Raw genomic sequence first — 23808 nt, 5'->3', positions numbered from 1 at the left:
CGCAGCTCTACCGCCATCCGAGTCGCGCACTCACGCAGCTCGTCGGGGTACTTCCTGGATGCTGCCATGACTCTCATCCTCCATGGATTGAGAGCCTCCACCAGACCCGGGGCGATTCACGACCGTGCTTACGCGGGGCAGGCCGACCATGACCGCGATGCCTACGGCGATCATCGGGTAGACCAGCCACGGCACGTCGACCATGTAGGGAACCTGGGCCATGAAGATGAGGATGACGAGGGCGTTGACGAAGCCGACCATGACCGAGCGTGGGATGAAGCGCATCAACTTGCCGAACCCGCCGAGGCCCAGGACGACCTGGATGAGGCCGCCGAGCAGGACGGTGGCAATCAGGTAGTCGTAGCCGTGCTCGCGCATCACCGGTGCGATCACCAGTGCAATCGCGCCGGTCGCGGCGGAGATCATCGCGGGCCTGCCACCGAGGAACGAGATAGAGACGGCCATCGTGAACGAGGCGAACAGCCCAACGCGCGGGTCGACCCCGGCGATGATGGAGAACGAGATGGCCTCGGGGATGAGGGCGAGGGCGACGACGAACCGGCGAGGACCTCGGTGCGCAGCATTCGAGGCGAGCGAAGCGCGTTGCGCACGGTCGGTTCGAGGTGGGTCTCGGGTGGGGACATGGTGGTGCTCAAGCGGGGGTGCTCCGTTCAAGGCAGGAGCCTGGACGGGCGCGCGTCGCTGCGTGAGGACTGCGCCCGTCAGGCGGGCTCGAAGGCCGGATGGGTCAGGGATGGTGGTGCGTGCTGCCCCCCGTGGCAGCGCCAGAGGCTTCAAGCCGGTGGGACACCATGGGTGCGTGCTGGCGTTATCGCCAGCGGAAGTCTGCGGACAACTCTACCCTCACGTAAGGGTAGGGTTGTAATCAACGGGAAGTGAGCGAGACCACCGTGAACAGCAAGTCCGACGCCAACCCCGCCACCGCCACCGCCGACGACGCGAGGGCCGGAGCCGGCGTGTTCATGCACATCGGCGAGGTAGCAGCGCGGACCGAACTGTCCTTGCGCAGCCTGCGCCACTGGGAAGAGGTAGGTCTCCTCCGCCCCTCGGCACGCACCGATGGCGGGTTCCGGCTCTACACCGAGGAAGACGTCGAAAAGATCCTTGTCATCCGTCGCATGAAGCCCCTCGGGTTCACCCTCGACCAGATGAAGACCGTCATCCAGGACATCGCCCTGCTCCGCGACTCCGCCACAACCGACGACGACCGGGCCGGTGCCTGCGAGCGGGTCAACGCCATCCGGACCGAGGCCGTCGAGCGTCGTCAAAGACTTGCGCTTCAGGTCGCCATGGCCGACGAGTTCATCGACCTGCTCGAACGAGAAGGAACCTAGGCCCCGAGGAGCCGACCGGTCTCGCACGACGGGTCAGTGGTTGCAGGTTCGTCGGGTGCCTGCACTCGGACGTTAGTTCGCTTTCGCTCGCTTGGCCCGATGTGTGCAAATCCGGCAGATCCGCTCACTCGGCCCGGAAAGCGTCGAAGCGCCGGGGCCGCCCGCCACGGTGTCACGGGACTGCTCCATGACACCCTTACGCCCGTGCGTTCGCGCCCCGGCTTCACTCGGTCCCTTCTTGCCCTGGCGATTCTGCTCGCAGCCGTCGCTGTGTGGTTCGCCGTTGCCAACCCCTCAATCAGCGGCACCTTGCGCGGCGATGCGTACTCGTACAGCGGCTGCTCAGCGCCCTACGACACTGTCTTGAACGACGACGACAACGTGCCCGGCGGCGAGCCGCGTGTGAACGGCGCTGACATCGCGGCTCGTTGCGTAGCCGCAGGCGAGGACCGATTCGCTATAACCGTCGCGGCGGGAGTTGCGTCGCTGCTGGCCCTGCTAGGCAGTCTCGTCGCGGCGTTTCTGTCGCGACGCAGGGAGGCCTGACAACCCGTGACCTCGGGCGTCGGTTGATACGCGCCGGGTCCGCTGGCTCTGGCCGGACTGGGGAGGTCGCGGGCGACGAAGGCGGTCAGGCCTATGCCGGTGAAGGTCAAGGGTGGAGGGCGGCGTGGAGCGAGCGTTGCACTTCTGGACAGGTCTCATCCTCACGGGTTCTTCGGGGCCTTCGCCCTGTGGGTTCACGGCTCGTAAGACTGCGACCTGTCCTGTGCCAAGCTGTTCTGGTTGAGCGTCGGCGGCACGATTATCGGCGCCGTTCTCTTGCTCGCCGCAGTCATCGCCACGGCGGTCAGCATTGCGCTCCGCGAACGAACCGCCGACCCCGAACGCCGCTGAGCCGAGGACCCGCAAGCCGGCAGTCCCGTACGACTTGAGTCCTGCCGCGTTTATGTCCCGAAAACCCCAGCGTGGGCCGTCCAAGAAGAGCGCAAGTCGTCAATACCGGCGAGGGCCCAAGTAGTCGCGTCGTCGGTATCCGCGCAGGTCACAGCCCACATCGTCAAGAACCATCGAAGGACGACGGCCGGACAACGCCCACGCGCCGGACGTCAAGGGGTCGCAGGTTCAAATCCTGTCAGCCCGACCGAGAACCGCCCCTGACCTGCGGAACCGCGGGTCAGGGGCGGTCTGTCGTTCGTAGGAGAGATCGATCGCGCGCCCACAGCGGGAGAACTCCGAGCCCCCGGCCTAGCGCCGACCCTCTCAGCCGCTGCCGACGAGGGAGCTCAGCAGCGGCAGGCCCGGGCTCCGCTTGCCGACGTGCCGGTCGAGCGCGACCAGGATCGCCTCGCGCATGGCCGACACGCGATCGCCCGTCGCGAGCAGCAGCTCGGCCGGGTAGCTCACGGTGAAGCTCCCGTGGCCGCGGCGTCCCACGATCCTGGTCGTGTCGCCGAACGAGAGCACCACCCGCTCGTCGCCGCACCGGTCGAGGTAGTCGCTGACCCACCCGCTGACGCCCGGCTGCGCCTCGACCAGCTGCTGCCAGGCCGTCTCGAGGGCCGCGTCCCAGCCATCGACCTCGACCGCCCGGCCGGACCGGCCGTCGTCGGAGGCGACTCGGTACAGGCGAAGACTGATCCAGGCGACCCCGCCGATGGGGAGGCGAGGCGGGTGCGCGGACACGCGGGCAGGCTAGTCCGCGAGACGGGCTTCCGGTCAGCGCTGAGCAGCACGATCTGCGCGTCGCGCTTCCGGTGCCTGCGCCGAGGTCGGCTGTGGTCAGCCCCCGACCCGACGCGCTGGTCGCAGCAGGCCCGCCCTGCCCGTCCAGCGGCGGCCGAGCTGATGATGACCACTCGACCGCAACCGTCCTGGAGTCGTGGAGCGAGTGCCTCGACCATCGGGACGGCGGAGTACTGGGTTCTCGGCCAGTGCGTCGGACCACCTGCACTGCAGCTCGCCCGTCGCGGTCAGTCGGCGAGCATGGCGGCGGTCAGCTTCGGCCTCCAGTCCTTGGTGAGCAGGGCGCCGAAGTTCTGGGCGGCCAGCGAGCGGTTCGTGCCGCGGTCACGGATGGAGTAGACGATCGAGGGCCCCGCGAAGGGGAGCGAGGCCGCCGTGGTCAGCTCGAGCGCGATGATCTCCGCCTGTCGCTGCTCGGTCACCCCGCCCTTGTAGGTGGAGTTGCCGAACTCGGTCATCCAGATCTTCTTGCCCAGGTCGCCGCGCAGGGTCATCTGCGTGTAGAGCCCGACGATGTCGGCGCGCACCCGGACGCTGTCGGCCACGACGTTGCCACCGGCGATGTAGGGGTGGAACCCGACGGCGTCGAAGTACGGGCCGGCGCCGGCGGCGTACAGCCGGGTCAGGAAGGTGCCTGGGGCGATGGTGCTGTTGCTGGTCTTCGACAGACCGCCGGTGACGACGGTGGCGCCGGGCTGCACGGACTTGATGGCCGGGTACGCCGCGCGGAGCAGCGTGGCGAGCACCTCGGGGGAGTCCTGGACCCCGCCGAAGAAGCGGGCGAGGTTCGGCTCGTTCCAGATCTCCCAGGAGGTGATCTCGGTGCGGTAGCGGGTGGCCGCGGCCTTGGCGAACCGGGCGTAGGCGGCGGGGTCCTCCGGCGGGGCGGTGTCGGAGGTGTTCACCGCGGCCCAGGGCGGGGAGTAGGCGAGCACGCCCAGGATGCGCAGGTCGCGCGCGCGGGCCGCCTTCACCACGCGGTCCAGCGGCGCCCAGGTGTAGCTGCCCTGACGCTTCTCGACGTCGCGCCAGGTCACCGGCACGCGCAGCCACGAGGCCGACGTCCTCGCGACCGCGTCCAGCTCGCGGGCGAGCCCCTGGGGCGAGCGCGAGAGCAGCTCGGCGCCGCCGCTGAAGCCGTAGCCCTCGTCGGGGAGGGCCAGCGGGGTGACGACGGGGTCGGCGGGCGCGGCGCGGCCGGATGCGGCGGCGGGCGTGAAGGCGGCGAGACCGAGGGCCAGCGCCGCGAGCAGCCCGGTGGCGCGGCGACGACGGGATGGGGGGACGGGCACGGTGTTGCCTCTCGTTTCGTGCCGCGGTGACGGTGCTCGACGGGCGCCGCGGCAGGACGGGTGGGACGGCCGGGCGGGGACTGCTCCGGGACTGCACGGGGGGTGGAGTGGTCTTTACTTCTTTACCCGGTGACCGTGCAACGAGCGATGGCGTGGTCGGTCACGGCGTCCGGTCCCGCCCCCGGAACGCGTCGTCGGGCCGGCCGGGCGGCCCTGCGCCGTATGTCGGTACGACGGCGGTTGACCCGCCTGGGTGGGGTGTTTCCTCCGTTCGGATGACGGGTGCGGGGATCGGCCGCGGGGGACCGCACACTCCGTGTCGTGACCGTCCGCGCACCCCGTTCACGCCGCGTCCTGGCCGCGCTCGCCGCGGCCCTCGTCCTGCCCGCCGCGTCGCTCGCGACCGGCCCTGCCGAGGTCGCGCGCGCCGCCGCGACGACCGCCGAGCAGGCCTCCACCCGGGCCGACTCGCTCACCGTCAGCCCGCCGGTGTACGTCGCCGGGCAGGCGGTCCGCTTCCGCGGCAACGTCGGCCGGCCGGGCCGGCGGACCGTGCACCTCCAGTCGCACATGAACCGCCCCGGGGACACCTGGCTCGACGTCCCGGACTCCACGTTCCGCACCCGCGGCGACGGCGGCTTCGACTTCACCTTCACCGCGCCGTCGATGTTCGGGATCAGCTACCGCGTCGCGGGGGCGGGCGTGGCCACCAGCGGGCGGCTGTTCAACGCGCGCCCGCAGGAGATCACGCTGACCCTCGCCGGCGCCGACGCCGACTCGCCCTTCCACGCGATCGCACCGCTGCTGCCGTTCACCGTCGTCGCCGACACCACGCCCGCGGTCCGCTCCGCCCTCGGCACCCCGCCGCCCATCCCCGGCCGGACGGTGCTGCTGCAGGAGCGGTACGACGGGAACCGGTGGCGCACGATCCAGCGCGGCGTGACCGACAGCGCCGGCCACGCGACGTTCCGGGTGGCCGCCCCGGTGCTCGGCGAGCGCGTGCTGCGCGCCCGCCAGGAGCGGTGGCACCGCGGGGCCAACCGGATCGGGTGGTACGCCTCGTTCCCGGCGTACTTCTCCGTCCTCGGCCTCGGCGAGGTGCTGCCCGAGGCCGGCCCCGTCACGATCCGCCCGGCCGGTGCCCCCGGCGCCGGCAGCGCGGCCGCCCGGAGCGCGGCGCGCCCGACGGCGGCCGAGCGGTACCGCTGGGGCGCGACCCTGTTCGACTTCGCGTGGGAGCGCGGCCAGGACCTCACCTCGCCGCCGTCGAAGGGCACCCGCCCGCGCGGCACCTGGCTCGACACCTCCGACGGCACCGGTCGGGCCACGCCGTTCAACGGCGGCCTGGTGCTGCAGAGCAAGCTCAAGCACGGCGGCCCGGGCGACCGCGGCACCACGACGGCGACCATGCGCGGCAACGGCCGGTCGACCGGCCGGTGGGAGTTCCGGCTCCAGGGCCACGCGTGGGAGGGCGGCCCGCGGCCGTACCGCTTCCGGCTCGACCTGGTCCCCGAGGGCACGCCGGTCACCGCCTGCCCGGCCGAGGCGGTCGTCGTCGCGGACACCCTGCTCGGCGAGGCCGGCCTGTCCGTCGGCGTCCGCTCGCAGGAGGCGGGCTCGGTGTGGCAGCGGCGGCTGGCGGGCGTGCGCCTCGCGGAGACGCCGTTCAACGTCGCGGTCGAGGTGACGCGCACCCACACGACGTGGTTCGTCGACGGCGCGCCCGTCGGCACCGTGCGGAGCAAGCAGGCCCACCTCGGCAAGCGGCTCGTCCCGCGCTACAGCCTCGTCGGCGGCGACCACGAGATGAACGGCGCCCAGGTCGACTCCGACTGGCAGCGCGGCTGGGCCCCCGCCGGCGGCCGGCAGGTCACCTCCGGCGCGCCGCTGTCCCGGACGGCGTACGACGCCTGCTGACCGCGCCGGCGGGTCGGTCAGGCGGGTCGGTCAGGCGCCGGGGACGATCCTCAGGTCGCGCACGGCGCCGCCGTCCAGCGCGGCCAGCGCCTCCCGGTACGCGTCGCTGTCGTGCGCGGCGACCGCGGCCTCGACCGACGGGAACTCGATGAGCACGGTCCGGGTCTCCCGGCCGGCCTCGTAGACCTGCTCGGGCAGCCCGCGGGCGAGGAACGTGCCGCCGGCGCCGACCAGAGCCGGCCCGGCGAGCGCGGCGTACGCCGCCAGCTTGTCCTCGTCGGTCACCTCGACGTACGTGCTGATCCAGTAGGCCGTCATGGCGGCGATGCTCCCACGGAGCGCGGCGACCGGTGAGAGCGGCCTCACGCCGCCGGGACGCGACATCCTCGTCGGATCCGCCTCGAGGCGGGGAGGCGGTGGTGCAGAATCTCCCGACGCTCCACGGTTGGCCGGGACGTCCGTCCCGTCGACCTGAGGAACCATGACGTCGCTGCTGCCCGTCGGCCCTGCCGACCCCGCCCCCGAAGCGCCCGGAGCATCCGGGATCCCCGGACCCGCACCCACGACCGCGGCGCCCGAGCCGCTGCCGCTGCCCGTGCCGGGCTGGGGCGTGGCCGAGGCGGTCCGCGCATGGCGCACCGCGCTGCCCGAGCTGCCGGCGGACGTGCTGCGAGGGTTGACGAGCGGCGAGGACCCCGAGCCGGTCAGTGCGCTGACCACCGTGGTGCTGCGCGCGGGGCGATGGGCGGTGAAGGTCTACCCGCCCGGCACGGAGGCGGCCCACGTCGAGCAGGTGCGCGTCGGCCTCGCCGGCACCCGCACCGCGCTCGTGCCCTGCGTCGCGCCGGTCGTGACCGCCGACGGGCTGGTCACGGTGGCCCCCTGGGTCGGCTCGGGCGCGCCGGTGGGCTGGGCGGAGGTCGGCGCGCTGCTGCGCCGCTTCCACGACGACCACGCGGGTGCGCCGCTGCCGCCGTGGCGTCCGCTGTCCCGCGTCGCGTCCCAGGCGGCGGCACTGCCGCCCGAGGCCGCCGAGCTGCTCGGCCACGCCCGCGACGTGCTGCTCGACGCGGTCGCGGCGACCTGGTCCGAGCTCGGCTGGGGCGCCGTGCACGGGGACGTCTCGCCCTCGAACGTCCTGCTCGACGACGGCGTCCCCCGCCTGATCGACCTGGACTGGGCCGCGGTCGCCCCGCGCGAGCTCGACCTCGCGCCGGTGGCGCGACGGCTGCGGTCCGGCGAGGTCGACCGGGCGACGTACGCCGCCTTCTGCCGCGCCTACGGCCACGACGTACGTCGCTGGGCCGGCCTCGAGGTGCTCGACCGGGTCGCCGACCTCGGCGGGCTGGTGTTCCGCGTGTGGGACTGCCGGCACCACGGCCGCGACCTCGACTGGCTCGTCGCCGAGCTGCGGCGCTGGCGCACGCCGCTCTGACGCCGGCCCGCGGGCCGGCGGGAGGGCCCGTCAGGAGGGGGCCGGCAGGGACTCCAGCCACGCGGCGAACGCGGCGTTGTTGGCGACCCGGTCCCGGCGGGCCCGCACGTGCGCCAGCGCCTCGGCGCCGCTGAGGCCGAGCAGCTCGCGGACGACCAGCGTGGCCATCAGGCCCGAGCGGTTGCGGCCGAACGTGCAGTGGACGAGCGCGCGGTGCCCGTCCTGGACGAGGCCGGCGACGAGCGCGGCCAGGCGCAGCGTGAGGCCCTGGTCGGGGACCGTGTCGTGGTCGACGAGCGGGCACTTGAGGTAGATCAGTCCCTCGATCTCCTCCGCCGGCGGGTGGGCGTCGGCGTCGGCGAGGTCGAGCACCACGTCGATGCCGGTCGCCCGCGCCCACCCGAAGTCGACCGGGCAGCCGCCGTGCCACAGCCGCCCCGGCACCAGCTCGGTCGGCGGGTCGGCGGGGTCGACGCCCGGGAGGTCGACGGGGTCGGTCGTCCAGTTGACGGTGCTCACGCGTCACCCGGCTCGGCCACGACCGGCTCCCCGCCGGCGATCCGGCCCGCGGCCTGGACGACCCACGCCTCGGACAGCGCGCCGAGCACCCCGCGCTGCTCCATCTCGTCGCGGAGGTGCGCCTCGGCGGCGTCGGGGAGGCCACCGCCCCGCGCGTTGAACGTCGCGTCGAGGGCGGCCTGCACGTCGGCGACGACCTCCTTCGGGACGTGGGTCTCGACGCCGGGCTGGGCGGGACGCTCGGGCTGCTCGCTCATGGCCCCCCGTTACCCCCACGGCGCGGGCTCGACCCGTGGCGCCCGTCGCTACGGTGACGCCCATGACCGTGCTGCGCTCCCTGCTCCTCTTCGGGCTCGCCGCACTCGCCGAGATCGGCGGTGCCTGGCTGGTCTGGCAGGGCGTCCGCGAGCACCGCGGCTGGCTCTGGATCGGCGCCGGCGTGCTCGCGCTCGGTGCCTACGGCTTCGTCGCGACGCTCCAGCCGGACGCGAGCTTCGGCCGGATCCTCGCGGCGTACGGCGGGGTCTTCGTGGTCGGGTCCCTGGCGTGGGGGATGGCCCTCGACGGCTTCCGCCCGGACCGGTACGACGTCACCGGCGCGCTGCTGTGCCTGGCGGGTGTGGCCGTGATCATGTACTCCCCGCGCGGCGCGTGAGCACCCCGCACCACGAGGTCGTCGCGGCGGACCGGCCCGACGCCTGGCTGGTCCGCGTCGACGGGCGCGACCAGTCCCACGTCGACCTCGCCGACCCCACCCACCTCGCCTTCGACTACGTGCGCCGGCTCGGCGACGTCGTCGACCTCCACCGCCCCGCCGGCGAGCCGACCCGCGTGGTGCACGTCGGGGGCGCCGGCCTGACGCTGCCGCGGTACGTCGCCGCCACCCGCCCCGGCTCCTGGCAGGTCGTCCTCGAGCCCGACGAGGCGCTCACCGCGACCGTCCGTGAGCTGCTGCCCCTGCCGCGGCGCAGCGGCATCCGCGTCCGCCCGACCGACGGGCTGACCGGCGTCGCGGCCCTGCGCGAGGACTGTGCGGACCTCGTGGTGCTGGACGCGTACGCCGCCGGGCGGGTGCCCGCGGAGCTCGTCACCCGGGCGTTCTTCGCCGAGGTCGACCGTGTGCTCGCCCCCGGCGGCTGGTTCCTGCTCAACCTCAGCGACCGCGCACCGTTCGCCGCCACGCGCGACGCCGTCGCCGGGCTGCGGTCGGTCTTCGCGCGCACGCTCGTGGCCGCCGAGCCCGCGACCCTGCGCGCCCGCCGGGCCGGGAACCTCACCGTGGTCGCCGGGCCGGACGACTCGCTCGCCGACGCGCTGACTGCGCGGGCGGCGGGCGGGCCCCTCGCCGCCCGTGTCCTCGGGCACGACCGCGTCAGCGACTCCTTCGGCGGCGGTCGGGGTACCTGAGCGGCATGAAGATCATGAGGTCCGCCGCCCTGCTCGGAGTCGCCAAGAAGGTGTACGACGAGGCCCGCAAGCAGCACAACCAGGCCAAGATCAAGTCGGCCGTCGACCAGGTGAAGGCGCGCCGCGCCGGCAAGCGCCGCTGATCGGCCGCCCTGACGTCGCGCGCCCCGCCGGTGGAGCCACCGGGCGGGGCGCGCGTCCGAACGGGTGCGGATGACGGGGCCGGTGTGTCCCCGCCTCGATCACGAGACGGGCCGGACCGCGACCGATAACCAGGGGGACGGGGCGGCCGCGCGCGAGCGGTCGTGGGGCCGGCGCGAGAGCGACCTGGAGCTCCGGGCGAGCCCGGCCGACGAGCGGAACGACGTGGTGGACGACGGGCTGGACGACCGCGCGGACGTCCACCGCGGCGAGCCGCGCCGTCCTGACCTCAGCGTCCGCGCTGGGGACCCGCCCACATCAGGCGGACGACGTACAGCATGAGGGCGCGCTTCACGGGGAGACTCCTGGGTGGTCGAGGCGTGCCGGCGGTGGCCGGCACCGGCTGGAGGTGCCCGGCGCCCCGGGCGGGGAACCTCACCCGGACGGGGGACTGATGCCGCCCGGGTCCGTGGGTACCGGCCGGCCATGAGCGACACGAGCAGCACCGAGCCCGGGAACGAGCCGTCCTACGGCCACGACCAGGACGCCGAGCCGCCCCTGACCGCGCCCGGGCTGGACGGCCCGACCGGCGTCGACGAGCCCGCTGACGGCGACGTCGACGGCGGCAACCCCGACGCCGAGGACCAGGACGCGCAGCCCTCGAAGAACGCGCCGCAGGGCTGAGCGCATGTTCTTCTTCTTCAGCAACCGGTTGGGCTGCCTCGGCTCGCTGCTCGTCTCGCTGGTCGTGACCGCGATCCTCGTCGCGGTCCTCATGCTGCTCTAGCCCGTGGACCGCTGGACCGACGACCTCGTCGCCGGCGGCGTCGCCCTCGCGGTCGCCGTGCTGGTGATCGGGGTCTCCTGGGTCGCGGCGAGCCTGCTCGGCCGGCGCTGGGAGCCGGCCGCCCACCTGCACCGCGTGGTGCGGATCCCGTTCCGCGTGCTGGTGGTCGTGCTCGCGCTGCGCCCCGTCCTCGACCGGGTGGAGCGCTCGCTCGACGTCGACTGGGGCTGGCTGCACCAGACCGAGGAGGTCCTCACGATCGTCGCGGTGGGCTGGCTGCTCACCGCCGGCGTGCTGTTCGTCGAGGACCTCGGGCTGCGCCGCAACCGCACCGACGTCCCCGACAACAGGCACGCTCGGAGGCTGCGCACCCAGGTGCTCATCATCCGGCGCCTGACGATCGCCGGCGGGGTGGTCGTGGTGACCGGCGCGGTGCTGATGAGCTTCCCCGGCGTGGAGACCGTCGGCGCGAGCGTGCTCGCCTCGGCCGGCCTGATCAGCGTCGTGGCGGCGGTGGCCGCGCAGAGCACCCTGAGCAACGTCTTCGCCGGCCTGCAGCTGGCGTTCAGCGACGCCGTGCGCCTCGACGACGTGGTGATCGTCGACGAGGAGTGGGGCTGGATCGAGGAGATCACGCTCAGCTACGTCGTGGTCCGCGCCTGGGACGACCGGCGCCTGGTCCTGCCGTGCACCTACTTCACCAGCACGCCGTTCCAGAACTGGACGCGCCACAGCTCCGAGCTGCTCGGGGCCGTCGAGCTCGACGTCGACTGGCGCGTCGACGTCGCCGGCATGCGGGAGGAGCTCGACCGGGTGCTGGAGCGCACCGAGCTGTGGGACGGCCGGGTCAAGGTGCTGCAGGTGACCGACGCCGTCGGCGGCTGGGTGCGCGTGCGGGTCCTGGTGACCGCCAGCGACGCCGCCCGTCTCTTCGACCTGCGCTGCTTCGTGCGCGAGCAGCTCGTCGGCTGGGTTCGCGAGCACGAGCACGCCGGCCTGCCGCGGCAGCGCGTCGAGCTCGTCGACCGGGCGCGTCCCCACGAGGAGCGGGGCCCGGCGGTCGACCGCGACGACTCCTCCACCGGGCTCTTCCACGGCGACGAGGCGGCCGAGGCGCGCGCCGAGCGGCGGGGCGGCCGCGACCGGCGCGAGGACGGCGAGGACTGACCGGCACCGCCGACGCCGGATCGGCGGGTCGCGGGGTTCAGGCGAGGTCGGGGTGCGCGCGGCCCGCGACGAGCGGCAGGTCGAGGTAGGTGCGGATCCCGGGCGGCGCCGCGACGACGTACGGGATGGAGTTCACGCAGTGCACGGCCGTGGCCACCACGCCCGGGTTGCGGACCAGACCCTCGGCGACGCTGGTCGGCTGCCAGCCCTTGATCGTGACGTACGCCGGCGGGTCGCCCTGCACCTCGACCTCGAAGCGCTCGCCCTCGGGACCGAACGTCCACGGCGGGTCGAGGTGCTCCTCGCCCATCAGCCAGTTGACCGCGACCCGCACCACGACCAGCTCGCCGACGACCGCCTCCCACACGAACCGCTGGGCGGCGACGCGGCCCGGCTCGATCGTGCCGATGGGGGAGTCGATCGGCGCGGTGGCGACCGCGACCTCCTGGGAGGTGCGGAGCTCGGCGTCCCGGCTGAAGCCGAGCGCATCCAGGCACATCCGCACCGACTGGCGGAACCCGCCGGAGAGCAGACCGAGCATCGGGCCGCCCATGGCCTCCTCGGGCAGGCCACCGAACATCATGATGTGCCGCACGACGTCGGGGGCGTCGTAGGTGCGGATGTCGGAGAACTCCTCGCCGCGGACGAACGTCACCGCCGAGGAGAGCGCGGAGAACATCAGCGGGTGCAGCTCGGTGATGCCGCCGGGGTTGATCCCGGTCCCGTGCAGCGTGGTGCCGCCCTCGGCGCACGCCGCGGCCAGGGGCGCCCCGTCCCGCTCGGAGGGGTAGAACCAGCCGACCGGCGTGACGACGTTCTTGCCCGAGCGCAGCAGCGCTGCGACCTCGTCGCGGTCGGGGACCAGCGGGGAGTAGACGACGCAGTCGGCGTCGAGCGCGAGGATCTCCTCCTTGCTGGAGGTCGCGGTCACCCCGATCGGCTCGCGGCCGATCAGGTCCCCGACATCGCGACCGTGCTTGTCAGGGGAGTGGACCCAGCAACCCACCAGCTCCAGCTCGGGGTGGAGGAGCAGGGTCTCGATCGCGGCCTTGCCGACACCGCCGGTGGCCCACTGGACGACGCGCACGGACGCCACTGTGGTGGGTGGAACGTGTGCTCGTCCAGGTCCGTTGTCGGGGTAGTCACGGACGAAAACGTCCTCCACGACCACCGCGGAGGACGAAAACGTCCGTGACTACCCCGCCGGGGGGTCCCGCGGACCCCGCGTACCCCGCTGACCGCGCTCAGAGGGAGGTCATCACCCCCACGGCCTCGGGCCGGAAGCCGGGGAAGACCTCTGCGGTCGAGGCACGGAACCGGCTCGCGACCACCTCGGCGAGCACGCTGCGGTAGTCGGTGGTGACGAGCAGGTCGGCGTCGAGGGTCTCGGCGAGGCCGGGCCAGGTGCCGTAGTAGCGCCCGCCCTTCACGCCGGCGCCGGCGAGCAGCATGACGTTGCCGTAGCCGTGGTCGAGCCCGTTGCTGTCGTTCTCCACGACGCGGCGGCCGAACTCGCTGATCGTCACGAGCGTGACCTTCGAGGACAGCGGGCCGAGGTCGGCGAAGAACGCCGCGACCGACCCGGCGAGGTCCTCGGCGTTGCGGCGCATCCGGCCCCACTCGAGCGTGCCGAGGTCGGAGTGCATGTCCCAGTCGCCCTGGTCCACGGTCACGACCTCGACGCCGACGTCGCCACGGACCACCCGGGCGACCTGGGCGAGGGCGCGGCCCAGGTCGGTCGAGGGGTACGTCGCCGAGCGGTCGGCCGCCTCGCGGGCCGGCCCGAAGGAGTCGACCGCGGCGAAGGCCGAGCCCACGGCCCGGCCGAGCGGGCCGGTGTCGCCGTCCCACATCGTGTGCAGCGAGCGGACCCGGCCGCCGGTGGTGTCCCACTGGTCGTCGCCCGGGATGGACACGGCGTCGACCGACCCGGTCGACATGACCGGCTCGGCGCCGTACAGGCTGGTGGGCACGACGCCGCCGCCGAGGTTCACCGCCTGGAGCGGGGAGCGTCGCGCGTCGGTGCCGATGAGCCGGTTGAGCCAGCCCTGGCGGGCCGCGGAGCCCGGGTTGGCGTCCTCGACCTCCTCCATCGCCGCGAAGTGCGAGCGGTTCGGGGCCGGCAGGCCGGTCGCGTGCACGGCAGCCAGCCGGCCCGAGCGCCACAGCGGCAGGAGCGGCGCGAGCTTGGGGTGCAGCCCGAACATGTCGTCCTTGGCCAGCAGGCTGGCCGCCGGCACCGCGATCCGCGGGCGGGCGGCGTAGTAGACGGGGTCGCCGTGCGGGACCACCAGGGACAGGCCGTCCGCGGCGCCGCGCAGCGAAAGCACGACCAGGACGGCGTCCGCGCTCGCGGCGCGGGCCGGGGAGGCGGTGACGACGGCCGAGCCGATCGCGGTCGCGGTGCCGGCCATCGCCAGGGCGCCGAGCAGGCCGCGACGGGAGAGCCGCGCGAACTCGTCGCAGCAGGGAGCAGCGGTCACGGGGGAGGAAGGAGGCGTCATGGTGGTCACCGGGTCATGTGGGCGGGGGAGTCGAGGACGGTGCCGAGCAGCCGGTGGAAGTCCCACTTCACCAGCCCGTGCTCCGCGCTGACGACCTCGTCGGGCGCGATGTCGCAGGCCTCGCAGCAGGCACGCAGCAGCGTGGCCGTGGAGCCGCGGTGGAGCAGCTGCTGGCTGAGGTGGTCGACGAGCAGGTCGAAGCGGATCCGCCGACGCGGGAGCCACTGCGCGGGCGTGCGGTAGGTGATGCCCTTCTTCGGCCACCACCCGCCGGCGAGCGTCCAGTGGACGTCCATCGAGGCCAGCACGCGCGAGGGTGAGGACCACGACTCGCTGTCGATCGGCTGCCCGTCGGGCCGCGGCCAGGAGAACGGGCTGGTGCCGAGGTTGCCGACCTGCCACAGCATCGCGCGCACGGCGTGCTCGTCGCCGGCGCGGCCCGCGGGCGGCCGGGCCAGCTCGGCGCGCAGCACGCGGTACGTCGCGACGATGTCCTCGCCGGGGTCGCGCACCTTGGTGCCCACCGACGCCTTGAACTCCGGGCTCGCGACCAGCGCGCGGAGCACCGGCCGGATCGCGGTGTCGGAGTCGAGGTAGACCCGGGCCAGCCGGTCGACCAGCGCCTGCGGCGGGTCGTCGCGGACGAACTTCACCGCGAGTCGGCGCGCGATCCGGGCGGCGGTCGCGGGGTGGTGGGCCAGGTAGGACAGGTAGCGACGCACCACCGGCCGGCCGTCCCGATCGGCGTTGGGGTCGCTGAAGCCCATCACGCGCACCGGCCCGGTCCAGTGGTCGCGCGGGGAGTACGTCGCCTCCCAGCTGTCCCACAGGTCGACCCGGTAGCCGGTGAGGATCCGCGCCGACGCCTTCACGTCGTCCTCGGTGAACTGGCCGCGGCCGACGGTGTGCAGCTCGAGCAGCTCGCGCCCGAGGTTCTCGTTGGGGTGCTTGGCGGTGGAGACCGCGTTGTCGAGGAAGATCCCCATCGCCGGGTGGGTGATGGCCGCGTGCAGCAGGTCCTCGAAGCGGCCGAGCGCGTGCTGCCGGATCGCGTCGCCGTAGGAGACGCGGTAGGTGAACTGGGCGTCGCCGACGGCCGGCACGTTGAGCTGGTTCTCCCACAGCTCGGTCATGACCTCCAGCACCTGGCGGTGCGAGGTGATCCGCCGCACCAGCGCCCAGCGGGCGTAGTCCTCCATGACCTCCCAGCCGCCCTCGACCTCCGAGATCTGGCGCTCCCACAGGTCCGCGGGACCGCGGTCGAAGCTGGGCCACCACGCGCGCAGGCCGACGGCCCGGCGGTCGGCGACCTGCTCGGGCTGGAGCTGCTGCTCGAACCACCGCGACGCTCCACCCGCGGCCCGCACCTGCGCCGCCAGCGCCGGCGTCACGCCGTACGAGAAGCGCCCGACGAGGTGCCGCTCCTGCGTGCCGAGGAGGGGCGCACCCGGGAACCGCGCAGGCCGGTACGACGTGCGGGCCGGTCGGTGTGCGTCGGTCACGGGCTGCTCCAGGGAGTACGGCGGGCTCGCCCCGCGGACAGGCAGGTGCCGGCAGCCCCCCTGCCGCCGTGACCAGTGTGGCCCGTGGGAGCCGATCTGCGCCTCGGTTCTTCCTCCGGCGCGTCATGGCCCGGGTGGGCCATGCCGCCACGCCGAGAGGCCGACGAGGCCGGGTCGACGTGGGCTGTGCCGGTCGGCGGGTGCCGCGGTATCGTGTGGCGTTCACCGGCCCTGACCCGACAAGGACCCAAGAACCCTCGATGGACGGCTCTCAAAGTAGCCCGCTCTCCTCCGACGGAGAGCGCCCATGACCCCCCTGCTCCTGCTCGCGATCGCGCTGCTGCTCGTCGTGGCCTGCGGACTCTTCGTCGCCGCGGAGTTCGCGTTCGTCACCGTCGACCGGACCAAGGTCGACCAGGCCGCGGAGGCCGGCGACGCCGGCGCGCGCGGCGTGCAGACCGCGCTCCGCTCGCTGTCGACGCAGCTCTCCGGCGCCCAGGTCGGCATCACCGTGACCAACCTCGGCATCGGCTTCCTGGCCGAGCCGGCGATCGCCGACCTGATCGAGGAGCCGCTCGGCTCCCTCGGCGTGCCCGACGGCGCGGTCTCGCCGGTCGCCGTCGCCCTCGGCCTGGTCATCGGCACCGTGCTGACCATGCTCTTCGGCGAGCTGGTCCCCAAGAACCTCGCGATCGCGCTGCCGCTCCAGGTCGCCCGCGCGACCCAGGGCCCGATGCGGCTGTTCACGGCCGTCAACCGCGGCCCGATCCGCGTGCTGAACAACTCCGCCAACGCGCTGGTACGCCGCCTGGGCGTCGAGCCCCAGGAGGAGCTGCGCTCGGCGCGGAGCTCCCAGGAGCTGGCCTCGCTGATCGCCCGCTCCGCCGACGAGGGCACCCTCGACGCCGACACCGCCGAGCTGATGGAGCGCTCGGTGGAGTTCGGCACCCGCACCGCGGGCGAGATCATGACCCCGCGCGTGCGCACCCACAGCCTCGAGGCCAACGACCGGGCCTCGGCGGTCATCGAGCTGGCCCGCTCGACCGGCCACTCGCGCTTCCCGGTGCTCGACGACGAGGACACCGTCGTCGGCACCGTCCACGTCAAGAACGCCGTGGCGCTGCCGCTGCACGAGCGGAGCACCACGAAGGTCAAGCACCTGATGGCCAAGCCGATCGTCGTGCCGGACACCCTGCGCCTGGACCCGCTGCTGGCCCAGCTGCGCAACGAGAGCTTCCAGATGGCGGTCGTGCTCGACGAGTACGGCGGCCACGCCGGCATCGTCACCCTCGAGGACGTCGTCGAGGAGATCGTCGGCGACATCGCCGACGAGCACGACCGGATGAGCGCCCGCGCCCGCCAGCGCCGCGACGGCACCTGGCTGCTGTCCGGCCTGCTGCGCCCCGACGAGGTCGAGGACCTCACCGGCGTCGCGCTCCCGGAGAACGAGGACTACGACACGATCGCCGGCCTCGTCCTGCGCGTCCTCGGCCGGGTGCCGGTCTCCGGAGACATCGCCGAGGTCCCGGTCCCCGACCACAGCGACCCCGAGCAGCCGCGCGAGCGGCTCGCCGTGCTGACCGTCGAGCACATGGACGGCCTGCGGATCGACCGGCTCTCGCTGCGGCTGCACGAGGGCGAGCCCGCCGCCGGTCCCACGACCGGCTCCGCCACCACCGACCCCGAGGCGGGTGAGTACGCATGAGCGACCTCGCCGGAGTCGCCCTCGTCGTCGTCCTGCTGGCCGCCAACGCGTTCTTCGTGGGGGCGGAGTTCGCGCTGGTCTCGGCGCGCCGCAGCCAGGTCGAGCCGCACGCCCAGGCCGGCTCGCGGATGGCCCGCACCACGCTGCGCGCGATGGAGCAGGTCTCGTTGATGATGGCCGGCGCCCAGCTCGGCATCACGATCTGCTCGCTGGCCCTCGGTGCCGTCGGCGAGCCGGCGATCGCGCACCTCATCGAGCCGGGCATCCACGCCCTCGGCGTGCCGGACTCGTTCCTCCACCCGATCGCGTTCGTGATCGCGCTGACGCTGGTGACCTACCTGCACGTCGTGCTCGGCGAGATGGTGCCCAAGAACATCGCCATCGCCGGTCCCGAGCGCGCCGCGATGGTCCTCGGCCCGCCGATGCTGGGCGTCGTCACCGTCCTCAAACCGCTCATCGTGGTGCTCAACGCGGCCGCCAACGCCGTGCTGCGGCTGCTGCGGGTGGAGCCCAAGGACGAGCTGACCTCCGCGTTCACCCGCGAGGAGGTCGCCGCGCTGGTCGAGGAGTCGCGCGGCGAGGGCCTGCTCGAGGCCGACGAGTACGACCGGCTCGCCGGCGCGCTCGGCTTCACCGAGAAGACCGTCGCCGCGGTGCTCATGCCCACCGAGAGCCTGAGCGTCGTGCGCCGCGGCTCGACCGCCGCGGACGTCGAGGCGCTGTGCGCGGCCACCGGGTACAGCCGGTTCCCGGTCGCAGGGGCCGACGGCGACCTGGTCGGCTACCTGCACATCAAGGACGTGCTGGAGCCCGACGAGGAGCGCCGCGAGCGCCCGGTCGACGACAAGTGGGTGCGGCCGTTCGCGCCGGTGACGGCCGACGAGTCGCTCCACGACGCGCTGGAGACGCTGCAGCGGCGCGGGGCGCACATGGCCCGCGTCGTCGACCAGGAGGGCACCACGCTCGGCCTCGCCACGCTCGAGGACGTGCTCGAGGAGCTGGTCGGCGAGATCCGCGACGCCGCCCACCACGAGGACCCGCTGCCGAACCCGACGACCGCCACCTGAGCCGCCACCCGAGCCGCCACCCGAGCCGCCACCCGAGCCGCCACCTGGGCCCGCCACACCGGGCCTGACCTGCTGCTTCGACCGCGCCGTCGTGACGGTTAGGGTGTGGCGCGTGGCAGCCGATCCTCCCCGCACGACCCGCGTGTGGACGCTGCCGAACGGGTTGAGCATGCTGCGCCTCGCCGGCGTGCCGCTGTTCCTGTGGCTGGTGCTCGGGCCCGAGGCCGACGTCTGGGCCCTGGTGGTGCTGATGGCCTCCGGTGCGACCGACTGGCTCGATGGCTACCTGGCGCGCAAGTGGGACCAGGTCACGGTGCTGGGCCAGGCGCTCGACCCCATCGCGGACCGTCTCTACATCCTCGCCGCGGTCGTCGGGCTGGCGATGCGCGACGTCATCCCGTGGTGGCTCGCGGTGTCCCTGCCCCTGCGGGACGTGCTGCTGTGGGTCCTCGTGCCCCTGCTGCGCACCCGCGGGTACACCGCGCTGCCGGTGCACTTCCTCGGCAAGGCCGCGACGTTCAACCTGCTCTACGCCTTCCCGCTGCTCTTCCTCGGCGACGGGGACGGCACGGTCGCGGCCCTGGCGCAGGTGCTCGGCTGGGCCTTCGCGACGTGGGGGATCGCGCTCTACTGGTGGGCCGGGCTGCTCTACGCCTGGCAGGTGCGCACGCTGCTCGCCACGACCGAGCCGCGACGCCGGGGCGCGGTCGATGCCTGAGCCGGTGGCGCCGGAGCGGCCGCTGCCCGACCGGGTGCGGCTGCCGCTGCTCACGCTCATCACCCAGCAGTCCCTCGACGAGGACTACCTCCACGCCGCCGAGCGCCGGGCGCTGGCCGCGCGGGCCGCCGGCCGCACGGGGACGCCGGGCGTGCCGCCGCGCAGCGCTCCGCACCGGACCGCCGCGCTGGTCGTCGCCGCCTTCGGCGTGCTGGCCACGACTGCCTTCGTCCAGACCTCGCGCAACGAGGACGTCGACGCCAGCAGCCGCGCGACGCTGGTACGTCGCGTCACCGACGAGCGCGAGCGGGTGGCCGGCCTGCAGGACCGGATCGTCGGGCTGCGCGAGCGCAACACCCAGCTCGAGGACCAGCTGACCCAGGCCCGGTCGACGTACGAGGGCCTGGTCACCCGCCTGCGGCGCGTCCAGACCCGCACCGGCTTCGTCGCGGTCAGCGGCCCCGGGGTGGTCATCACCCTCGACGACGGCCCGCCGGAGATCTCCGGCAGCGACGTGAGCGACCAGGACCTGCGGGTCGCCGCGAACGGGCTGTGGCGGCTCGGGGCGGAGGCGATCGCGATCAACGGGCAGCGCCTCACCGCGCTGTCGGCGATCCGCACCTCCGGGCTGGTGGTGCGGGTCAACAAGGTCAACCTCTCGCCGCCGTACCGCGTCGAGGCGATCGGCGACACCGACGTCCTCCAGGCCCGCTTCCAGGACTCGCCCGAAGGGCTGAGGCTGCTGCGGCTGGAGTCCGAGCTCGGCATAGCCTTCGACATGTCCAACGACGACTCCCTCGAGCTGCCCGCCGCGCGGCTGCGTGAGCTGCGCTCGGTCGAGCCGCTCGAGGACGCCCCACGACCCCCGGAGGAGGCGCCGTGATCGCCGCGCTCGGCCTGCTCGTCGGCATCGTGCTGGGGCTGGTCTTCCAGCCCGACGTGCCGCTCGGCCTCGAGCCGTACCTCCCGATCGCCGTCGTCGCGGCCCTCGACGCCGTCTTCGGCGGCCTGCGCGCCTACCTCGACGGGATCTTCGACGACAAGGTCTTCGTGGTCTCGTTCGTCTCCAACGTCGTCATCGCCGCCGCGATCGTCTACCTCGGCGACAAGCTCGGCGTCGGCGGGCAGCTGTCCACCGGCGTGATCGTCGTGCTCGGCATCCGGATCTTCTCCAACGTCGCGGCGATCCGCCGCCACCTGTTCCATGCCTGACCCGACCGGCGCCGGCGACCAGCAGTCCAGCGGCCGCAGCCGGCTGCTCCGGGCGGTCCTGAAGCCCTCCCGCAGCCAGGCCGTGGTCGGCGTGCTGCTCGCGCTCGTGGGCTTCGCAGCGATCGTGCAGGTGCGCGCCACCGAGGTCGACGACACCTACGCCGGCCTGCGCGAGCAGGACCTCATCGAGGTCCTCAACGGCCTCGCCGGCACCACCCAGCGGGCCGAGTCGGAGATCGAGCGGCTCGAGGAGGCGCGCGAGGACCTCCGCTCGGACAGCCGGCGGGTGGGCGCGGCGCTGGAGGCGGCCCAGACCCAGGCCGACACGCTGGCGATCCTCGCCGGGACCGTGCCGGTCACCGGTCCCGGGATCCGCGTGACGATCACCGAGACCGACACCGCGATCGACGTGCAGGACTTCATCGACCTGGTCCAGGAGCTGCGCACGTCCAACGCCGAGGCGATGCAGCTCAACGGCAAGGTCCGGCTCGTCGCGCAGTCCTCCTTCGCCGAGGCGACCGGCGGCCTCGTCGTCGACGGCCAGCTGCTGGGCCCGCCGTACGTCCTGGACGCCATCGGCGAGCCCGACACCCTGGCCGGTGCCATCTCCATCGCCCGGGGCGTCACCTTCCAGCTGGAGGAGCAGAACGCGGTGGTGGAGGTGCAGGAGCTGCCCTCGTTGGACATCGAGACGGTCCGCGAGCCGGTGCAGCCGGAGAACGCCACCCCGGACCTCGACCCCGCCGGCGACTAGGCCAGTAGGGTCGTCCGCGCACGCCTCGGACCGACAGCTTGGAGACCGCGTTGTACCCCGACGACCTGAAGTACACCAGCGAGCACGAGTGGCTGCGCACCCCCGGCGAGGCCGAGGGCTCGGTCCGCGTGGGCATCACCCACTACGCCCAGGACGCCCTCGGCGACATCGTCTACGTCTCCCTCCCCGAGGTGGGCGCGACGATCGAGGCGGGCTCGACGTGCGGCGAGCTGGAGTCGACGAAGTCGGTCAGCGACGTCTACGCGCCGGTCACCGGCGAGGTCGTCGCGCGCAACGAGTCGCTCGACGCGACCCCCGAGCTGGTCAACAACGACCCGTACGGCGGCGGCTGGCTCTTCGAGGTCGTCCCGGCCGACGCCGGCGAGACCGACGCGCTCATGGACGCCGCGGCGTACGAGGCCTCGCTCGACTCCTGAGCGGGGCTTTCCCCGTACCGCTTGATCGCCCTCGCTCGGCTGATAGGTTCGGACAACCGTCAACCTCAGCCCCGAGGTGAGGGTTTCCCGCCCGACGCCGTACCCCGGAGGATGCCCCGATGCCGTTCTGCACCGCGTGTGGCAGGCAGAACCCCGACGACGCCCGCTTCTGCTCGCAGTGCGGCACCAAGCTGGTCACGGCCGACGACGCGACGGGCTCCGTTGCTGCCGTGCAGCCCGGCCAGCCCGCCGTCTCGGGCGACTCGACGGCCACGATCCAGATCGGGCTCGGGGACAAGACCGAGACCTCCGACCGGCAGCTCAACCCCGTCGACGCGGCCGCGGTCGACGCGCTCCCGGCCGGGCACGCGCTGCTCGTCGTGCAGCGCGGTCCGGGCTCGGGCAGCCGCTTCCTCCTCGACGCCGACGTCGTCACCGCCGGTCGGCACCCGGAGAGCGAGATCTTCCTCGACGACGTGACCGTCTCCCGGCGCCACGCGCAGTTCGACCGCTCCGGTGACACCTTCACGGTCAGCGACGTGGGCTCGCTGAACGGCACGTACGTCAACCGCGACCGCATCGACACCGTCCAGCTCAAGGACGGCGACGAGGTCCAGATCGGCAAGTACCGCCTGGTCTTCTTCGCCGGGCACCAGGCCGGCTGAGCCTCACGCACATGAGCTCGATCGGCTCGGCGACGGCGGGCCCGGCGGGGGCGCCGCGCGCGCGGATGAACATCGGCGAGGTCCTCGACCACCTGCGGCCGGACTTCCCGGGGATCACCATCCCCAAGATCCGCTTCCTCGAGGACAAGGGGCTGATCAAGCCCGAGCGGACCCCCGCGGGCTACCGGAAGTTCTCGCCCGACGACGTCGACCGGCTGCGCTACGTGCTGCGCATGCAGCGCGACCACTACCTGCCGCTCAAGGTCATCGGCGAGCACCTCGACGCCATCGACCGCGGCCTGGAGCCGCCGGCGATCGAGCCGGTGGTGCCGACCGTGCCGAAGGTCGCGCTCTCCGCCGACGGGCTGCCCAGCCCGGAGTCCTTCCGCCGCCACGACGGCATGCGGCTCTCGCGGCGCGAGCTGGTCAAGGTCGCGGAGATCTCCGAGGACCTTCTCGACCAGCTCGAGCAGTACGGCCTGGTCAGCGCCAAGCCCGGCACCGGTCACTTCGACACCGACGCGCTGGTGATCGCCCAGACCGCCCGCGAGCTCGCCGACTTCGGCTTCGAGCCGCGCCACCTGCGGGCCTTCAAGACCGCCGCCGACCGCGAGGTGGGGCTCGTCGAGCAGGTCGTCGCCCCGCACAAGCGCGGCCGCGACGCCGCCGCCCGGGCCCGTGCCGAGGAGGCCGTCTCCGAGATCGCCGCCCTCTCCGTGCGCCTCCACGCCACCCTCGTCAAGGCCGGCCTCCGCTCCTCCTGACCGGCCCGGGGCGGGCAGCGGTCGGGCCGTGGGGTCTCCCGGGGCGGGAGTAGGGTTGGGACGTGCGCGAAGTCGATGTCATGGGTGTCCGGGTCGAGATGCCGTCGAACCAGCCGATCGTGCTGCTGCGCGAGGTGACGGGGGAGCGGTACCTCCCGATCTGGATCGGCGCCGTCGAGGCGACCGCAATCGCGTTCGCCCAGCAGGGCGTGGTCCCGCCGCGCCCGCTGACCCACGACCTGATGAAGGACGTCCTCGAGGCGACCGGCAACGAGCTGACCGAGGTCCGGATCACCGACGTCAAGGACGGGGTGTTCTTCGCGACGCTGGTCTTCGGCTCGGGCGCCGAGGTCAGCGCCCGTCCCTCGGACTCCATCGCGCTGGCGCTGCGGACCGGCACGCGGATCGTCTGCGCCGAGGAGGTCCTCGACGAAGCCGGCCTCGCGGTGCCCGCGGAGCAGGAGGACGAGGTCGAGAAGTTCCGCGAGTTCCTCGACCAGGTCACGCCCGAGGACTTCGAGTCGCGCTGACGCCGGCGCGCGCGCCGATCGGGTCCGCGGCCGTCCGAGGCCTGACCCTCAACCTCAGGTTGAGGGTCACGACACGCCGCGATCATCTTTGACGGCCTCCCCGGTGGGGCCTACCTTGAACTGTCTCTGTTGTAACTCCACCGTTGTGGTTGCGCTCCGCGATCACGGCACCTTCCCCGGGTAG

Annotated in this window: 28 protein-coding genes; 19 read left to right on the top strand and 9 right to left on the bottom strand. The window is 73.3% G+C overall.

The window, feature by feature from the left end; translation table 11 throughout:
• Positions 1 to 30: 30 nt before the first annotated feature.
• Positions 31 to 675: a SulP family inorganic anion transporter gene (locus tag QWY28_RS22495; protein WP_300955161.1), complete on the bottom strand. Its 645-nt coding sequence runs from the start codon at positions 673 to 675 to the stop codon at positions 31 to 33.
• A 221-nt stretch (positions 676 to 896) separates the two neighbouring features.
• On the opposite strand from QWY28_RS22495, the gene QWY28_RS22490 reads away from it, so the two are divergent.
• Both QWY28_RS22490 and QWY28_RS22485 read left to right on the top strand, forming a co-directional pair.
• A complete protein-coding gene (locus tag QWY28_RS22490; RefSeq protein ID WP_300955160.1) occupies positions 897 to 1355 on the top strand; it encodes a MerR family transcriptional regulator in 459 nt (152 codons plus the stop codon).
• 204 nt (positions 1356 to 1559) lie between these two features.
• A complete protein-coding gene (locus QWY28_RS22485) occupies positions 1560 to 1901 on the top strand; it encodes a hypothetical protein (protein ID WP_300955159.1) in 342 nt (113 codons plus the stop codon).
• Between the two features lie 717 nt (positions 1902 to 2618).
• Here the strand turns inward: QWY28_RS22485 and QWY28_RS22480 are convergent.
• Together QWY28_RS22480 and QWY28_RS22475 are read right to left on the bottom strand one after the other, a co-directional pair.
• Entirely contained in the window at positions 2619 to 3041 is a 423-nt protein-coding gene (locus tag QWY28_RS22480) for a hypothetical protein (protein ID WP_300955158.1), read from the bottom strand.
• A gap of 287 nt (positions 3042 to 3328) precedes the next feature.
• The gene (locus tag QWY28_RS22475; RefSeq protein WP_300955157.1) at positions 3329 to 4393 is read right to left on the bottom strand and encodes a cellulase family glycosylhydrolase; all 1065 of its coding nucleotides are present in this window, start codon (positions 4391 to 4393) and stop codon (positions 3329 to 3331) included.
• 321 nt (positions 4394 to 4714) lie between these two features.
• On the opposite strand from QWY28_RS22475, the gene QWY28_RS22470 reads away from it, so the two are divergent.
• Positions 4715 to 6310 carry a hypothetical protein gene (locus QWY28_RS22470; RefSeq protein WP_300955156.1) on the top strand — a complete coding sequence of 532 codons (1596 nt, stop codon included), beginning with the start codon at positions 4715 to 4717 and terminating at the stop codon, positions 6308 to 6310.
• A gap of 30 nt (positions 6311 to 6340) precedes the next feature.
• Here the strand turns inward: QWY28_RS22470 and QWY28_RS22465 are convergent, their stop codons facing one another.
• Positions 6341 to 6628: a DUF1330 domain-containing protein gene (locus QWY28_RS22465; RefSeq protein ID WP_300955155.1), complete on the bottom strand. Its 288-nt coding sequence runs from the start codon at positions 6626 to 6628 to the stop codon at positions 6341 to 6343.
• A gap of 163 nt (positions 6629 to 6791) precedes the next feature.
• On the opposite strand from QWY28_RS22465, the gene QWY28_RS22460 reads away from it, so the two are divergent.
• Complete coding sequence (locus QWY28_RS22460; RefSeq protein WP_300955154.1) at positions 6792 to 7745, top strand: phosphotransferase enzyme family protein; 954 nt, start codon at positions 6792 to 6794, stop codon at positions 7743 to 7745.
• 30 nt (positions 7746 to 7775) lie between these two features.
• Here QWY28_RS22460 and QWY28_RS22455 read toward each other — a convergent pair whose 3' ends face one another.
• Together QWY28_RS22455 and QWY28_RS22450 are read right to left on the bottom strand one after the other, a co-directional pair.
• Positions 7776 to 8264 (bottom strand): protein-tyrosine phosphatase family protein, encoded by a 489-nt coding sequence (locus QWY28_RS22455; protein WP_300955153.1) that lies wholly within the window; start codon positions 8262 to 8264, stop codon positions 7776 to 7778.
• Positions 8261 to 8521 (bottom strand): hypothetical protein, encoded by a 261-nt coding sequence (locus tag QWY28_RS22450; RefSeq protein WP_300955152.1) that lies wholly within the window; start codon positions 8519 to 8521, stop codon positions 8261 to 8263. The genes QWY28_RS22455 and QWY28_RS22450 overlap by 4 nt, the downstream gene beginning before the upstream one ends.
• A gap of 62 nt (positions 8522 to 8583) precedes the next feature.
• On the opposite strand from QWY28_RS22450, the gene QWY28_RS22445 reads away from it, so the two are divergent.
• From QWY28_RS22445 to QWY28_RS22425, 5 genes are all read left to right on the top strand, one after another.
• On the top strand, positions 8584 to 8919 hold the full coding sequence (locus tag QWY28_RS22445; RefSeq protein ID WP_300955151.1) for a YnfA family protein: 336 nt from the start codon (positions 8584 to 8586) through the stop codon (positions 8917 to 8919).
• Complete coding sequence (locus QWY28_RS22440) at positions 8916 to 9671, top strand: spermidine synthase (protein ID WP_300955150.1); 756 nt, start codon at positions 8916 to 8918, stop codon at positions 9669 to 9671. The genes QWY28_RS22445 and QWY28_RS22440 overlap by 4 nt, the downstream gene beginning before the upstream one ends.
• Positions 9672 to 9676: 5 nt before the next feature.
• Positions 9677 to 9814, top strand: a complete 138-nt coding sequence (locus QWY28_RS22435) for a hypothetical protein (RefSeq protein ID WP_300955149.1) — start codon at positions 9677 to 9679, stop codon at positions 9812 to 9814.
• A gap of 484 nt (positions 9815 to 10298) precedes the next feature.
• Positions 10299 to 10496: a hypothetical protein gene (locus QWY28_RS22430; RefSeq protein WP_300955148.1), complete on the top strand. Its 198-nt coding sequence runs from the start codon at positions 10299 to 10301 to the stop codon at positions 10494 to 10496.
• A 106-nt stretch (positions 10497 to 10602) separates the two neighbouring features.
• Positions 10603 to 11766 carry a mechanosensitive ion channel family protein gene (locus QWY28_RS22425; protein WP_300955147.1) on the top strand — a complete coding sequence of 388 codons (1164 nt, stop codon included), beginning with the start codon at positions 10603 to 10605 and terminating at the stop codon, positions 11764 to 11766.
• Positions 11767 to 11803: 37 nt separating this feature from the next.
• Here the strand turns inward: QWY28_RS22425 and QWY28_RS22420 are convergent, their stop codons facing one another.
• The 3 genes from QWY28_RS22420 to QWY28_RS22410 form a co-directional block, all read right to left on the bottom strand.
• Positions 11804 to 12853 (bottom strand): NAD(P)H-dependent amine dehydrogenase family protein, encoded by a 1050-nt coding sequence (locus QWY28_RS22420; protein ID WP_300955146.1) that lies wholly within the window; start codon positions 12851 to 12853, stop codon positions 11804 to 11806.
• A 157-nt stretch (positions 12854 to 13010) separates the two neighbouring features.
• Positions 13011 to 14249: a DUF1501 domain-containing protein gene (locus tag QWY28_RS22415; RefSeq protein ID WP_300955145.1), complete on the bottom strand. Its 1239-nt coding sequence runs from the start codon at positions 14247 to 14249 to the stop codon at positions 13011 to 13013.
• Between the two features lie 26 nt (positions 14250 to 14275).
• On the bottom strand, positions 14276 to 15772 hold the full coding sequence (locus QWY28_RS22410) for a DUF1800 domain-containing protein (RefSeq protein WP_300955144.1): 1497 nt from the start codon (positions 15770 to 15772) through the stop codon (positions 14276 to 14278).
• A gap of 307 nt (positions 15773 to 16079) precedes the next feature.
• On the opposite strand from QWY28_RS22410, the gene QWY28_RS22405 reads away from it, so the two are divergent.
• From QWY28_RS22405 to QWY28_RS22360, 10 genes are all read left to right on the top strand, one after another.
• Entirely contained in the window at positions 16080 to 17477 is a 1398-nt protein-coding gene (locus QWY28_RS22405; protein WP_300955143.1) for a hemolysin family protein, read from the top strand.
• Positions 17474 to 18544 (top strand): hemolysin family protein, encoded by a 1071-nt coding sequence (locus QWY28_RS22400; RefSeq protein WP_300955142.1) that lies wholly within the window; start codon positions 17474 to 17476, stop codon positions 18542 to 18544. The genes QWY28_RS22405 and QWY28_RS22400 overlap by 4 nt, the downstream gene beginning before the upstream one ends.
• A gap of 112 nt (positions 18545 to 18656) precedes the next feature.
• Entirely contained in the window at positions 18657 to 19262 is a 606-nt protein-coding gene (gene clsA / locus QWY28_RS22395; RefSeq protein WP_300955141.1) for a cardiolipin synthase ClsA, read from the top strand.
• Positions 19255 to 20145 carry a DUF881 domain-containing protein gene (locus QWY28_RS22390; RefSeq protein WP_300955140.1) on the top strand — a complete coding sequence of 297 codons (891 nt, stop codon included), beginning with the start codon at positions 19255 to 19257 and terminating at the stop codon, positions 20143 to 20145. Before clsA ends, QWY28_RS22390 begins: the two co-directional genes overlap by 8 nt.
• Positions 20142 to 20474, top strand: a complete 333-nt coding sequence (locus tag QWY28_RS22385; protein WP_166194335.1) for a small basic family protein — start codon at positions 20142 to 20144, stop codon at positions 20472 to 20474. The genes QWY28_RS22390 and QWY28_RS22385 overlap by 4 nt, the downstream gene beginning before the upstream one ends.
• Positions 20467 to 21228, top strand: coding sequence for a DUF881 domain-containing protein (locus QWY28_RS22380; protein ID WP_300955139.1), 762 nt, complete (start codon positions 20467 to 20469; stop codon positions 21226 to 21228). Before QWY28_RS22385 ends, QWY28_RS22380 begins: the two co-directional genes overlap by 8 nt.
• A 50-nt stretch (positions 21229 to 21278) precedes the next feature.
• Positions 21279 to 21665 carry a glycine cleavage system protein GcvH gene (gene gcvH / locus QWY28_RS22375; RefSeq protein WP_300955162.1) on the top strand — a complete coding sequence of 129 codons (387 nt, stop codon included), beginning with the start codon at positions 21279 to 21281 and terminating at the stop codon, positions 21663 to 21665.
• Positions 21666 to 21784: 119 nt separating this feature from the next.
• Positions 21785 to 22330, top strand: a complete 546-nt coding sequence (locus QWY28_RS22370; protein WP_300955138.1) for an FHA domain-containing protein — start codon at positions 21785 to 21787, stop codon at positions 22328 to 22330.
• 11 nt (positions 22331 to 22341) lie between these two features.
• Positions 22342 to 23094 carry a transcriptional regulator FtsR gene (ftsR, locus tag QWY28_RS22365; protein WP_300955137.1) on the top strand — a complete coding sequence of 251 codons (753 nt, stop codon included), beginning with the start codon at positions 22342 to 22344 and terminating at the stop codon, positions 23092 to 23094.
• A 62-nt stretch (positions 23095 to 23156) separates the two neighbouring features.
• Entirely contained in the window at positions 23157 to 23624 is a 468-nt protein-coding gene (locus tag QWY28_RS22360; protein WP_300955136.1) for a bifunctional nuclease family protein, read from the top strand.
• Positions 23625 to 23808: the final 184 nt, after the last annotated feature.

Origin of the sequence: Nocardioides oceani, assembly GCF_030412965.1 — a bacterium.
GTDB classification, from domain to species: Bacteria; Actinomycetota; Actinomycetes; order Propionibacteriales; family Nocardioidaceae; genus Nocardioides; species Nocardioides oceani.
This window is presented reverse-complemented; position numbering and strand designations above follow the sequence as displayed.

Bases quoted from the DNA above. Each gene is read 5' to 3' on its own strand.
- QWY28_RS22400 (WP_300955142.1), top strand. From the start codon at position 17,474: ATGAGCGACCTCGCCGGAGTCGCCCTCGTCGTCGTCCTGCTGGCCGCC.
- QWY28_RS22435 (WP_300955149.1), top strand. From the start codon at position 9,677: ATGAAGATCATGAGGTCCGCCGCCCTGCTCGGAGTCGCCAAGAAGGTG.
- ftsR (WP_300955137.1), top strand. From the start codon at position 22,342: ATGAGCTCGATCGGCTCGGCGACGGCGGGCCCGGCGGGGGCGCCGCGC.
- QWY28_RS22430 (WP_300955148.1), top strand. From the start codon at position 10,299: ATGAGCGACACGAGCAGCACCGAGCCCGGGAACGAGCCGTCCTACGGC.
- QWY28_RS22370 (WP_300955138.1), top strand. From the start codon at position 21,785: ATGCCGTTCTGCACCGCGTGTGGCAGGCAGAACCCCGACGACGCCCGC.
- QWY28_RS22465 (WP_300955155.1), bottom strand. From the start codon at position 6,628: ATGACGGCCTACTGGATCAGCACGTACGTCGAGGTGACCGACGAGGAC.
- QWY28_RS22380 (WP_300955139.1), top strand. From the start codon at position 20,467: ATGCCTGACCCGACCGGCGCCGGCGACCAGCAGTCCAGCGGCCGCAGC.
- QWY28_RS22445 (WP_300955151.1), top strand. From the start codon at position 8,584: ATGACCGTGCTGCGCTCCCTGCTCCTCTTCGGGCTCGCCGCACTCGCC.
- QWY28_RS22450 (WP_300955152.1), bottom strand. From the start codon at position 8,521: ATGAGCGAGCAGCCCGAGCGTCCCGCCCAGCCCGGCGTCGAGACCCAC.
- QWY28_RS22390 (WP_300955140.1), top strand. From the start codon at position 19,255: ATGCCTGAGCCGGTGGCGCCGGAGCGGCCGCTGCCCGACCGGGTGCGG.
- QWY28_RS22405 (WP_300955143.1), top strand. From the start codon at position 16,080: ATGACCCCCCTGCTCCTGCTCGCGATCGCGCTGCTGCTCGTCGTGGCC.
- QWY28_RS22460 (WP_300955154.1), top strand. From the start codon at position 6,792: ATGACGTCGCTGCTGCCCGTCGGCCCTGCCGACCCCGCCCCCGAAGCG.